Below are 13,428 nucleotides of genomic sequence, written 5' to 3'. Positions count from 1 at the left end.
AGATGAAAGTGTAAAGAAGGTGTTCCTCTCCTTTAGGGGAGGTTAGGTGGCGAATTGGAAAGTGCAATTACCGGATTCAAAAAGTCTAAAGACTTTAAGGAGTTTAAGTCCCTGTGAGAAGCATAAGACCACCAAGGGGAGAAGCAATCCTGAATTTTAACAATAAAACAATTTAACATAATGCGATATAAAAAACTATGGACGACTGGTGCTTTGGTAGCTGCCTTTGGTGGATTGCTGCAGGCACAGTCCCAAAATGAATGGGAAGATCCGACAGTAGTGGATCGCAATAAAGAAGCCGCCAGGGCTTATTTTATCAGTTATCCTTCCGAGGAAAAAGCGGTACAGGGAGATAAAATGGCCAATGAATTTTACCAAAACTTGGACGGTTTATGGAAGTTCTCTTTGGTAAAACGTCCACAAGATCGCCCAACTGATTTTTTTAAACTGGACTTTCAGGATGATAGCTGGGGTGAGATCAAGGTGCCTTCCAACTGGGAATTGGAAGGGTACGATATGCCTGTCTATACCAATGTGGCCTATCCCTTTCCGGCCAATCCTCCGCATGTGGACAACCAATACAATCCAGTCGGAACCTACAGAAGGGAATTTACCATTCCTGCTAATTGGGACGCCCAGGAAGTGGTTTTGCATTTTGGCTCTATTTCAGGATATGCCACAGTCTATGTCAATGGCCAGGAAGTAGGGATGACCAAAGCCGCCAAGACTCCTGCTGAATTTATCATCACCGATTACTTAAAAGAAGGGAAGAATACTTTGGCCGTGCAAGTTTTCAGATGGCACGATGGCAGTTATTTGGAAGATCAGGATTTTTGGCGATTAAGCGGTATTGAGCGAAGCGTATTCTTACAGGCTGTTCCTAAATTGACCATTTGGGATTTCTTTGTGAAAAGTGGTTTGGACAGCAGGTATAAAAATGGAGAATTAGAGGCCAAGGTACAGCTGAGGACTTTTGCGGACAGTGATGTGCAGGGAGGTGAGTTGTCCTTTGAGCTCCAGGATTCCGATGGAGAAGTGGTGTACAGAGAGGCTAAAGCTATCAGCAATAATGATCAGGAAGTCACCTTCTCCAAGACCATTAATAACGTACAGAAATGGAGTGCTGAGCAGCCCAATCTTTACCGTTATGTGATCAGTCTAAAGGATGGCGAGGGGAATACCCAGGCAGCGGTAAGTAAGAAAACGGGCTTCCGCAAAGTGGAAATCAAAGATGCCCAACTAATGGTCAACGGCCAGTCTGTACTGGTAAAAGGTGTCAACCGCCATGAACACCACGGTGTGAAGGGACACGTGCCGGATTATGAGATCATGGTGAAGGACATTCAGCTGATGAAGCAAAACAACATCAATTCAGTACGAATGAGCCATTATCCACATTCTCCGGAATGGTATGAACTCTGTGATGAGTACGGACTTTATGTGGTGGACGAAGCCAATATCGAAACCCATGGGATGGGCGCAGAATGGCAAGGGTGGTTTAACAAAGACCGTCATCCGGCGTACCTCGAGGAATGGTCACCTGCGCACTTGGACAGGATTTACCGTTTAGTGGAGCGTGATAAAAACCATCCTTCCGTGATCATCTGGTCCATGGGCAATGAATGCGGCAACGGGCCGGTATTTTACGAGGCATATAAGTGGATGAAAGACCGTGACGATTCCCGCTTGGTGCAATTTGAGCAGGCAGGGGAAAATGAAAACACGGATATCGTCTGTCCCATGTACCCAAGGATTGGACATATGCAGGAATATGCTGATGCCACAGATAAGACCCGGCCATTTATCATGTGTGAATATGCCCATTCCATGGGAAATAGCACCGGAAACTTCCAGGAATACTGGGACATTATCATGGACAGTCCCCAGATGCAAGGAGGTTTTATCTGGGATTGGGTTGACCAAGGCTTATTGGCCGAAGATGACAATGGTAAGGATTTCTGGGCGTATGGTGGCGACCTTGGCGGATATTTTTTCCAAAATGATGAAAATTTCTGCGCCAATGGTTTAGTGACGGCAGATAGAAAAGCCCATCCTGCACTGCATGAAGTGAAAAAAGTGTATCAGGATATCCTGTTCGATTTTTCTCCAGAAGAGGGACTGAAAGTCCAAAACTTATTTGATTTTACCAATCTGGATCAGTTCGCTTTCAAGTGGGAATGGGTTGAAGATGGAGAAGTGGTGAAAATAGGAGCCTTTGATGTGCAGTTGGCCGCTGATGGTGAGGAGTACCTGGAGTTGGATTTACCGCCTGTAGGAGATGCAGAAACGTTCCTTAATGTCTATGCTTATACCAAAAATACTAAAGCATTGGTACCTGCGGGGCATGAAGTCGCCCGGGAGCAGTTTGCGTTGAATGAGGGTTTTTATTTTGATCACCTTGAAGCAGCTGAAGGAGATCTTCAGGTGGAGCAGACAGAGGAATTGCTGAAGTTTTCTACTGCCAAGGTGGTCGGAGAGATTGACCTGAAGCGAGGTGATTTCAGAAAATATACGTTAAAGGATGGAGAACCACGGATGCTTCGTTCCTTGCCTTCACCGTATTTTTGGAGGGCTCCGATCGATAATGACTTTGGTAACCACATGCCTTCCCGATTGGGGGTATGGCGAACCGCACATTTGGGCCGGAAAGCCCTCGATATCACTGTAGGAGAACAGACAAGTGACGGCTTGCCCGTTACGGTGCAATACGAATTGACCAATATCAATGTTCCCTACACAGTAGAATACCTGATCCAGCAAGACGGTTCGGTGAAAGTAACGGCGTCCATGGATCTTGAGGGCAGGGATTTACCTGAACTTCCACGATACGGTATGCGCATGGAGCTGCCCGGGCAATTTGGAGAACTTTCCTACTATGGCAGGGGACCCTGGGAAAATTACAGTGACAGGAAGCATTCATCCTTTGTCGGACAGTATGAAGACAAGGTAGAAAACCAATTCTACTGGGGCTATGTCCGTCCCCAGGAGTCAGGAAATAAAACCGATGTAAGGTGGCTAGCGCTAAGAAACGATAAAGGACAAGGAATCCAGATCCAGGGAATGCAGCCTTTGAGCTTTAGTGCATTGGATGTGTCCGTGGAGGACTTGGATCCAGGGCTGACCAAGAAACAGCAGCACCCAACGGATATAAAGCCTAAAAATACCGTGTTCTTACATATCGACTGGAAGCAACGCGGTCTGGGTGGAGATACTAGCTGGGGAGCCTATCCGCATAAGCAATACCGACTGGAAGATGATCACTATGAGTACAGCTATGTGATCAGGTTGGTGGATTAGGGATTTTGGTTCGTAGCTTTCCTAGCTACAAATTTGGATAAAGGCAGGTTCGTAAATACCTGCCTTTATTGTTTTGGGAGGAAAATCGTTTATTTTGCATAAAAATAACACATTGAAGACTTCAATATATTGGGAATGAAGTTTTCACTATATTAAGAGAGGGAATAAACTACATGGCCGATGAACGGTCAGTAGGCATTTTTCAACCTATTCTTTTTTAGTACACCCCGGCTAAACAAGAGAGAAACAGCAGTTAAGTTTTATGAATAGCATTAGAAATAAATTCGTTTTTTTGGCAGTTTTGACGCTTTACTTTTTTCATGTTGCTAAGGCGCAAGAAAAGGCCAGTATTTGGAAGAATTTTGACTTATCGGGCTATACGGAAGTGTATTATGCGTCCTATTCCGATTCTTTAGGTGCAAATGCCCTGCAAAAATTTGCCACAACGGCACCACGCGACCAGCGGTTCAGTTTAAATATTGTCCAGGTAGGAATCCACTATCAGGACGAACTGATACGCGGAAACCTCACCCTGCATTACGGGGATATTCCCAAGGCCATTTGGGATCCGGATTTTCCAATGCTGCAAGAAGCTAATATCGGGGTAAAATTTGCCAATGAATGGTGGGTTGATGCTGGTTTTTTTCGTACCCATATTGGTACCGAGAGCTTTTTGCCAAAGGACAATTTTACTACCTCCACGACTGTGGCCAGCTATAATGAGCCCTTTTACCAAAGTGGTGTGCGTATTACCTATGAGGGGAGTGATATGTTTGACTTCCAGTTTTGGGTGGTGAATGGCTACAATTACTTCTTGGATGCCAATAATGCCAAGTCTGTTGGGCTTTTATTTTCATATTCCCTTCGGGAGGATTTACAACTCACCTACACCAACCTTTTTGGTCGTGAATCGCTGGATAGCTTCCGTCCAAAGCAATACCGTACTTACCATAATTTGTACTTGAACTATAATCCATTTCCAAAAACCTACATCACCGTGGGTGGAGATGTGGGTACACAGAGTCATTCTCAATTGGTAAAGCCAGATAAAACTGCCATAATGTACAATGCCCTGGCGACCGTAAGGTATCAATTTACGAATACTTATTCGTTGACAGGAAGAGTAGAGACATTTCAGGATCCAGATGGATTCATCTCTGGTACTTATGAAGATAGCTTTGGCAACATGACAGGGCTCCAGCTCATGGGATACACTTTAAGCACTGAATACAAGCCTACTTCCATCAGTTATGTCCGTCTGGAAGGAAGATGGGTTCGCGCAAAGGATGATCTAACAATATTTTATCAAAATGGCCCTACCAATGACAGGCTTGAAGCCTCTGTAAGTATGGGATTCGTATTTTGAAGATGCTTATTGCTGATTCAGAATGTTAAGGGATCAAGCGGAAAAGTTGGGGGGATTAGGGTTGGTTTCGATAGCACGCAGATGATGCAGATTAATAAGATTTACGCTTATTTTTTATAATAAACGCGATTTAAAATACCGTCATGCGAGGAAGTATAGCCTGTCCCGAGCTATCGGGAACGTGGCAATTCCGTATTAAGAAAACGAGATTGCTTCACTCCGTTGCTCTGCATTCGCAATGACGGATTTATACTGATTTTATAATCTACACATTACTATTGCTAAATTAAAGAGAAATATGCTTGCCAAAACCACCTGGAAATCTCTCATCTTCCAGAAATATTGCTTGATCCTCAAAATGTGCGAAAAAGTTGAGGGCATGAATCCCTTTATTTTAAAAGGATTTCTTTTTTTTGCCACAAAGATTCTAAGCCCCAAAGCTGTTTGTTTTCCATGAAATTTGGAATCCGCCTACAAAAAACTTCGTGTCTTGGCGACTTCGTGGCGACATACCAAATGAATATAAATCTTCTCCCGCCACCAGAAATATTGCTTGATCCATGTTAAGGGTATTGGTCAGGGAAATCGCTCTTAGCCAATGATGTTATTTAAATCAAGCAATATGGTGTCAGACCGAGCGGACCTGTCTGTCCGCCAGGTAGAGTAGAGGTTCAATGTCTAGCCTTCGACTCCGCTCAGGCTGACATCACTTCACTGATAGTTTAAAAGCGATTTCTCAGGGCTATTAGTGAAACAGCAGGTTTACTTGATCTCCACTATTTTTCCCGTTTTAACGGATTCGTCACAGGCGAAAGCTACTTTTAAGCTGTTAATGGCATCTTCCAGGTGTTGGCTAAGGTCGATATCGTTTTTGATTGCCTCCAGAAAGTAAACCTGTTCCCGCTGACAAAGGGCATTATGATCGGGCTCATCGGCTGTCTCCACCCATTCGTCAGGTTTCGTAAATTCATTGGCCGCGTTGATTTCTGCATGGTGGATTTTGATGGATTCTGTTTTGGTATGGTCATCCACTGAGTCCGACTTGCCGCTACCACCGGCCTCTTTGGCGACGATGGATGCAGCTCCTTTTGGCCCGAAAACATCCTTTACAAAGAAGGCCGTTTCACTGACCATTGGTCCCCATCCTGCCTCGTACCAACCGACCGAACCGTCCTCAAAAGTGATTTGCAGTTGGCCATAGTTATAGTTGTCCTTTGGAATATCATCGGTAAGCCGGACACCAATGGCGCTGACTTTTGTAGGTTTTGATTGGGTCATTTGGCACATCACATCGATATAGTGGACACCACAATCCACAATGGGACTAAGGCTCTTCATGAGGTTTCGATGCACGTCCCACATGCGGCCGTGGCTTTGTTGGTTGAGGTTCATCCGCATTACCAGTGGTTTGCCGAGGCCACGAGCGATTTCTGTAAACTTCATCCAGGAAGGGTGATGGCGAAGAATGTAGCCCACAACTACTTTTTTATTTGCTTTTTGGGCAGCTTGGACGATACGAATAGATCCTGTTACTGTATCTGCAAGGGGTTTTTCGATGAAAATATGGCAGCCCGCATCCAAGGCCATCAGGGCATAGGCTTCATGGGTGTCCGGGTAAGTGGAAATGCAGACAGCGTCAGGCTTGCTTTTTTCCAATGCCTTTTCGTAACTGGAAAAAAGTGGGTAATCGGTGCCTAGTTTATCATTCAGCTCCTTTTTACTATCTCCACGGGCTACTAATCCGCAGATTTCGAAGCCATCCATTTGGTGATAGGCCAGCGCGTGCGATGCGCCCATATTGCCACAGCCGACTACTAAAATTTTTATTGGTGAGGTCATCATTAGGTCTTTTCGGTGAAGGTTCAAATATACTAAATCGATAATTTTTTTTTATTTTAAATGCGATTTCCCTGATGGCACTCTAAGCGTCATCCAGGAGATTTGGGGAGGTAAGGGACAATGCTTGGTCTGGGCGTTTTTGTGCCACGAAAATCGGGAGTCCATTCATTTTGTAACTTTTGCAGGGTTAATTTTCAATATTAACAATTTTTGGTACATCTTTTTAAAGACCCGAAAAGCTTTAATTTTTAAGCGCAGTGGGTACTACTATTTTGAAATTATTCCATAAATTAAAGCATGATTATTTTGTTAATGGGAGTATCCGGAAGTGGTAAAACTACAATTGGCAGGATGCTCAGCAAAGAGACTGGTCTTCCTTTTTACGATGCCGATGATTTTCATCCCAAAAAGAACGTCGAAAAAATGAAGGCGGGCGTGCCGCTCAATGATGAGGACCGTGCACCATGGCTGGAGAAATTGTCCGATGAGATGGTAAAGTGGGAGGAAAAAGGAGGTGCCCTATTGGCATGTTCTGCGCTGAAAGCAGACTACAGGAAGATTTTGCGGAGAAATGCGGTACAGATCCATTGGTTTTTTTTGAAAGGAGATGAAGCGCTGATCGCTGATCGTATGCAACAACGTGAAGGACACTATATGCCTGCTGCTTTGCTAAGCTCTCAGCTGGAGGCCTTGGAGATTCCCCATTTTGCGACCACCATTGCTATAGACCAAACACCTGAAAATATATTAGAAGACATTATGAGCGACTTAAAAAACAAAAAAGCAATATCCTCCTTTGGTATCATCGGTATGGGTGTCATGGGCAGTAGCTTAGCACTCAATATGGCCGAGAAAAACGTCAAGGTCAGTGTGTATAACCGTACCCTACAAGGTGTCGAGGAAGATGTGGCCAAGAAACTGGTAGAGGCCCATCCAGAAGTAAAGGGGATTTTGCCTTTTGATAAATTGGATGAATTTGTAGAATCCTTGGAGCAGCCCCGGAAGATTTTGATGATGATTCCTGCTGGACAGATCGTAGATCAGCAGATTGCCAGGCTCCTGACATTTGTGGACAAGGGGGATGTGATCATCGACGGGGGCAATTCCTTTTTCGAAGATAGTGCAAAACGTCAGCAGTACCTGCAGGGTTACGGGATCCACTTTATAGGTATGGGGATTTCTGGTGGTCGTGATGGTGCTCGAAAAGGCCCCTCTTTGATGCCAGGAGGTACCCAAGAGGGATTTGATTTGATCAAGCCGTTTATTGAAAAAATCGCCGGAAAGGATCAAAGCGGTAAACCTTGCATGCATTACGTAGGCCCTGAAGGAGCTGGTCATTTTATCAAAATGGTGCATAATGGCATTGAATATGGCGAAATGCAGGTGCTGGCCGAAATGTACGCTTTCATGAGAAAGGGGCTTGGGATGTCCATAGATGAAATGGTGAAGACCCTAAAAAAGTGGAGCAAGGATGGGGCCGACAGTTATTTGATGGAGGCTACACTGGCCATCTTGACCAAGCAAGAAGGCGATGAATTATTACTGGATAAAATACTGGACGTGGCCGGACATACCGGTACTGGCGGCTGGGCGGTGAGCACAGCGGCGAAGTATGGTGTTCCATATGCCCCGCTGACGGCGGCCGTTACGGCCAGGCTTATGTCTACTCACCGTGAGGCAAGGGTGGCATTGGCCAAAAAATTTCCGCGAAAAGCGGGCGATATTGATGAAAAAGAAGTACTGAAATCCCTGAAGGGAGCCTATGATTTTGCCCGGCTGATCAACCATGAGATAGGCTTTAGCCTTATCAAAAAAGTGGGAGAAGCCGAAAAATGGGACTTAGACCTGAGTGAAATCGCACGATGCTGGACCAATGGTTCCATTATCCAGTCGGGATTGATGGATAAACTGGCAGATGTGTTCAAGCGCTCTTCCTGCTTAATGGAATCTTCAGTGCTGCAAAAGTCCTTTGAGACTGATGCCAAAGCGATGGCTGAAGTGGTAGGAGCGGCCTTGAAAGCCGGAGTGGCCATGCCTGTCATGTCTGCGGCAATTAACTTCTTCTATGGAATGAGCACTGATCGGTCCGCTGCCAATCTCGTACAGGCATTGAGGGATTGTTTTGGAGAGCACGGCTATCGTTTGATCGACGATGCCTCTGGAAAAGTACACCATAATACGTGGATGGAAAGTGCGCTAAAGCCATAAGACAGCATAGCGAGTTCAAGGTATAAAGTATGGAGTATGTGGAATATAGTATATAGTATGAGCCAAGCTCCAATAGGTACCATAGGCACTTCCTTTTTCCATACCTAATCACTCAATAATCAATAACCCAATAACCATTCCATGAAATTAGCAGCAATAGACATCGGTACCAATTCCATTCATTTGGTCATTGCGGAAGTAACAAAGCGGCAAAACATCAATGTGTTGATCGATGAAAAAGAGATGGTCAAATTGGGTGTGGGCGTTTTTGCTACCAATCGACTTTCCCAAGAGGCTTTTGACCGTGGCATCGAAGTGATCAAGCGATACGTTCAGCTGGCCGACCAATATGGCGTGGACGACATCATTACAGCTGCTACCAGTGCCACACGTGAGGCCAAGAATGGGGGAGAATTTCTGGGACGTTTGGCAGAAGAGACCGGGCTGACCCCAAAGGTGATTAGTGGTAACGAAGAGGCTCGTTTGATTTTTTTGGCTGTAAGAAGGGCGATTGCCTTTGGGGATGAGAAAGTGCTGGTGTTGGATATTGGTGGAGGTTCCACGGAAGCTACGGTAGGAGATCAGGAGGAGATATTCTTCAAGAAAAGCATCAAGTTAGGAGTGTTGCGACTGCTTGATATGGCTGGCGGGAAAGATACCTTGGAGAAAAATGATATTGAGGAATTGACCCATCATATCAATCTGGCTGCTGAGGAAATCATGAAAAAGGCCGTGGAGGCGGGGTTTACCAGGGTAATCGGTACCTCTGGCACCATCAGGACGTTGGGCGAGGCGGCCCATCTTGCAGGCAAAGGGACTTCCCTGGCTACAGTAAACGCCGAAGTGGTCACCACTGAGGAGCTGGAAAAGCTGTCAGAGAAGCTATTGTCAATGCCACCAAAGAAGCGTGAAAAGGTTCCTGGCATCAGCGCCAATAGGGTGGATGCCATTCATTTGGGGAGTTTACTGCTGGTTCGATTGCTACAGATGGCCAAGGCTTCTGAGATTACTTTGTGCGATGCCTCTCTTCGGGAGGGTTTGATCTTGGGCTATCTTAATGGCATGGGCAAAAGCCCTTCTATGCTCTATCCAGAAGAGAATCTTCGGTTCCGGAGTGTGATGAACTTGGCGCTGAAGTATAAAAGTGACGTGGAGCAAAAGAAACATATTTCGTACCTCGCCCTGACACTTTTTGATCAGCTAAAGTCCCTACATGAGCTTGAAGAATATGGTCGGGATCTATTGGATTTTGCCAGTTTTGTCTTTGAGGTTGGCCATTTTATTGGTTATCCTAAATATCATAAGCATTCCCGTTACATCATCGAACATAGCCGCTTAAGGGGATTTACAAATGAAGAGATTACCCTGCTCGGGGTGATCGTCCGCTACCATCGAAAATCAGGCCCCCGAAAGAAGCACAAACGCTATAAAAAGCTTTCGAAGGCACAACGTAAAATGATCCATGTGGTCGCCGGAATTCTCCGAATAGCCATTGGCTTGGACAAGACCAAAAACCAATGGGTGGAAGGACTGCGCTGTGATATCAGTGACAAGAAAATACGTATCACCGTGCACGGTGAAGAAAATCCTGACCTGGAAATTTGGGAGGCACTGCGCAACTGCTTCGTGTTGGAAGATGCGTTGGACAGGAAAATCCTGGTTACGTCTGAACATCCCGTTCATCAGTAGGGATATTGATTTCCTCCATGTAATTCCCGTTTTCCTGAAGCTTAAGGCCTGTCAGACAAATGCCCCTATATGCTCCTGTGTCCACATTCCAATGCTGGCTGGCAGTGGTAAAGCTGGCTTGTCCGTCTTGCTGCGGAGTGTGGCCGATCACTTGGAGTTTAGGCAGTTTTTTGAGTTTCTTTCTGTTCCATAGGATGCCGTCAGGGTCATGGACATCGTAAGGATTTGGGATGTTTTTGCCAATTCCGGCGTGTGTTACCAGTAGACTTGGACTTTCCCATTTGAGAGGGGTATTTCTGAGCCAGTGGAGCATGCTTTCGACGGGGATATCCTTTGCCTTGAACTGATGTAGGGTCTTTTCTCCACCATTGAAAAGCCAGCTGCCTCCTGTTTTTCCGTTTTCGATATGGTCAATCATCATTTGTTCGTGGTTTCCTCGAAGAAAAACCGCATTTTCCTGGTGCTTTTCTTGTAAACGTTGTGCTAGCTGGAGTACTTCTGCTGAATAATTTCCCCGGTCGATCAGGTCACCGACCTGGATAAGCCTTTCCTTTGCTGGGTTCCAGCGCTCCAGCAGCAGCTGGAAGGTGTGATAGCATCCATGAACGTCTCCAATGATAAAGAGCTGCATAGTTTATAGTTTAGTATAAAAGTTGGCGTAAGTTAAATTGATCCGTGATATTGTCTTTTTGCGCAAGGCTTCGGAAACCTTAACTTAAACAATTCATGATAGGGCTAATATCTTCTGAGGGAAATATTTTTTGGTGAAATAATGTTAGAAAATGACAGGAAGTAGCTAATGCCGGAGCTATCCGTTAATTACTGGTGATCAATTGCGGTATTTAAGGGGTGTGGCCATATTAATTACCAAAAACGCCATTGCTATTCCGACTAAAACCGGAATGGCAATGGCTTTTTTATATTAATGATAGGCAGGGCTAATGTTAAAACTAGCTCTTTACCATTGGAAGGTACTTGTGCCAGTTTTCGCCAATGGCCCAAAGATCAATGGCCAGGACGATAAGTGCGATGACCATTCCTTCTGGGGCATACATGCCGTGGTGTAAATTGATGCCGATGATGATCGGGAAGAGCATGATAGCACCCAGTGCCCTGAATTTTGGGATGGCAAAAAGCACCCCGCCGACTACTTCTCCAATACCAATCAAGGGAAATAGCCAGCCTATCTGCATCATTGCACCCATGACTTCCATAATCTCTTCTGGTAAGTTTTCGGGCATGGGCATGTAATGGAAGAATTTGTCCAGGCCGGAATTGACCATGAGCAGAGCAAACAGAATAGCGACGACGTTTAGGATTTTGTGTCTCATAGTGGTTTATTTTGAGTTATTGATGGATTTAAGTATGCTCATTTTATAGGCCTTCGGTATTCACTTTGGTGCTCGACCATCCATCCTGGATAGAGGGATTGGAGCGGGCTGATTCCCTCTATTTTTGATAAGTCTTCCTTGCTCAATGTAAGATCGACAGACTGAATATTGGATGTTAATTGCTCTTGTGTTTTGGCGCCTATGATGGTGCTGGTAATGCCCGGTTGCTGCCTGACCCAGGCCAATGCCACTTGTGCGATGCTTGCCCCATGGGACTTACCGATTTCTGCCATTGTATCCACCAAGTGAAAGGCTTTTTCCTTATCGATGGGAGGAAAGTCAAAATTAGCCCTTCTGGCATTATCCGATTTGCTGCCTTCCCTGGTAAACTTCCCAGTAAGAAAACCTCCGGACAGCGGGCTCCAAGGGAAAATGGCCAACTGATGTGCCTCTGCCACGGGTACCAGTTCGTGTTCAATGTCCCTGGTCGCGGCCGAATAATGATATTGGAGGCCAATAAACTTGTGCCAGCCACTATACTGCGCGATGGTCTGGGCCTGTGCCACCATCCATGCAGGCCAATTACAGATGGCCACATAGCGGACCTTGCCGCTATCAATGATGTCATTCAGTGAGCGTACTATTTCTTCTACATCGGTGGCCGGATCTACACCATGAACGTAAAGAATGTCTATAAAATTAACCTGAAGGCGTTTGAGACTGGCCTCGACGGAGTTGAATATATGGTAGCGGGAGAGGCCTGCACTGTTGGGATGCTCGCTCATCTTGCCCATTACTTTGGTGGCGATGACCACTTCGTCCCTGGGGATGTTAAGATCCCTTAAGCCTTGGCCCAGTAACTGCTCCGATTGGCCAAAAGAATACACATTGGCGGTATCGATAAAGTTGATCCCCGCATCGATGACCGCCTGAAGCATTTGGTTGACCTGCTTTTGCTGTAGCTGCCCGATCTGGGTCCACATTCCAGCATCTTGGCCACCAAACGTCATGGTGCCAAAGCAAAGTTCAGAAACCAGTAGCCCTGTGTTGCCTACGTAGTTGTATTTCATGATTCAATGAAATTAAGTGAAAATTATGAAAATGTCATGATAAATTAGAAATCGATTTGATTCTTACGATCGGTAACAAATTCCATAATGTTCCTGTTCCAACATGCAGGGTTTAACTTTCTTTCTTACGAGGATGGTTTTTCGCCGCAGTTAAACATCCATTGGACGCCAAATTTATCAAAGCAGCTTCCGAAATAGTCTCCCCAAAACATTTCTTGGAGTTCCATCGTCACGTTTCCTCCTTCTGAAAGGGCGTCAAAGAGCCGTTTGGTTTCCTTTCGGGTGTCGGGCTGTAGGTTGATGCTGACATTGTTTCCTTTGTTCAGCCTGAAGCCCATACTTTCAGGAGAATCCGTTCCCATGAGGTTGTGGACACCAAGGATTTTTAGTTCCACGTGCATCACGAGAGCTTTGTCTTCATCGGCGAGGGGAGGCATGCCTTCTTGCGGTGGTACATCGCCCATACGCATAAAGCCATCACCGAAAAACTCGCCTCCAAATACGGACTTGTAAAAGAGAAATGCCGCTTCAGTGTCTCTATCAAAATTTAAATAAGTGCTTACTGCTGCCATAGTGTTTAATGTTTAAAGTGTGAATTTTAAGAATGAATTGTGATTGTCCAAAAAGG

General features: G+C 45.4%; 9 protein-coding genes. 4 read left to right on the top strand and 5 right to left on the bottom strand.

The annotated features are described in order from the left end of the window. Positions 1–180 precede the first annotated feature (180 nt). Both FKX85_RS02035 and FKX85_RS02030 read left to right on the top strand, forming a co-directional pair. A complete protein-coding gene (locus FKX85_RS02035) occupies positions 181–3,297 on the top strand; it encodes a glycoside hydrolase family 2 TIM barrel-domain containing protein (RefSeq protein WP_141613151.1) in 3,117 nt (1,038 codons plus the stop codon). A 262-nt stretch (positions 3,298–3,559) separates the two neighbouring features. Continuing rightward, positions 3,560–4,663, top strand: a complete 1,104-nt coding sequence (locus FKX85_RS02030; protein WP_141613150.1) for an outer membrane beta-barrel protein — start codon at positions 3,560–3,562, stop codon at positions 4,661–4,663. Positions 4,664–5,425: 762 nt separating this feature from the next. Here the strand turns inward: FKX85_RS02030 and FKX85_RS02025 are convergent. Then, positions 5,426–6,502 carry a Gfo/Idh/MocA family protein gene (locus FKX85_RS02025; protein WP_141616666.1) on the bottom strand — a complete coding sequence of 359 codons (1,077 nt, stop codon included), beginning with the start codon at positions 6,500–6,502 and terminating at the stop codon, positions 5,426–5,428. 297 nt (positions 6,503–6,799) lie between these two features. Between FKX85_RS02025 and gndA the strand changes: the two genes are divergently transcribed. Further along, the gene (gndA, locus tag FKX85_RS02020) at positions 6,800–8,710 is read left to right on the top strand and encodes an NADP-dependent phosphogluconate dehydrogenase (RefSeq protein WP_141613149.1); all 1,911 of its coding nucleotides are present in this window, start codon (positions 6,800–6,802) and stop codon (positions 8,708–8,710) included. A gap of 141 nt (positions 8,711–8,851) precedes the next feature. Next, positions 8,852–10,399, top strand: a complete 1,548-nt coding sequence (locus tag FKX85_RS02015) for a Ppx/GppA phosphatase family protein (RefSeq protein WP_141613148.1) — start codon at positions 8,852–8,854, stop codon at positions 10,397–10,399. Here FKX85_RS02015 and FKX85_RS02010 read toward each other — a convergent pair. The 4 genes from FKX85_RS02010 to FKX85_RS01995 all read right to left on the bottom strand — a co-directional run bounded on the left by FKX85_RS02010 (position 10,371) and on the right by FKX85_RS01995 (position 13,372). Beyond that, entirely contained in the window at positions 10,371–11,030 is a 660-nt protein-coding gene (locus tag FKX85_RS02010) for a metallophosphoesterase family protein (RefSeq protein WP_141613147.1), read from the bottom strand. The genes FKX85_RS02015 and FKX85_RS02010 overlap by 29 nt on opposite strands. 319 nt (positions 11,031–11,349) lie before the next feature. Beyond that, positions 11,350–11,730 carry a DoxX family membrane protein gene (locus tag FKX85_RS02005; protein ID WP_141613146.1) on the bottom strand — a complete coding sequence of 127 codons (381 nt, stop codon included), beginning with the start codon at positions 11,728–11,730 and terminating at the stop codon, positions 11,350–11,352. A 38-nt stretch (positions 11,731–11,768) separates the two neighbouring features. After that, positions 11,769–12,800, bottom strand: a complete 1,032-nt coding sequence (locus FKX85_RS02000; protein WP_141613145.1) for an aldo/keto reductase — start codon at positions 12,798–12,800, stop codon at positions 11,769–11,771. 125 nt (positions 12,801–12,925) lie between these two features. Continuing rightward, complete coding sequence (locus tag FKX85_RS01995) at positions 12,926–13,372, bottom strand: VOC family protein (protein WP_141613144.1); 447 nt, start codon at positions 13,370–13,372, stop codon at positions 12,926–12,928. Positions 13,373–13,428 lie beyond the last annotated feature (56 nt).

This window comes from Echinicola soli (genome assembly GCF_006575665.1).
Classification (GTDB): domain Bacteria; phylum Bacteroidota; class Bacteroidia; order Cytophagales; family Cyclobacteriaceae; genus Echinicola; species Echinicola soli.
The sequence above is the reverse complement of the archived record's forward strand: the minus strand, read 5'-3'. Positions and strand labels throughout refer to the sequence as shown.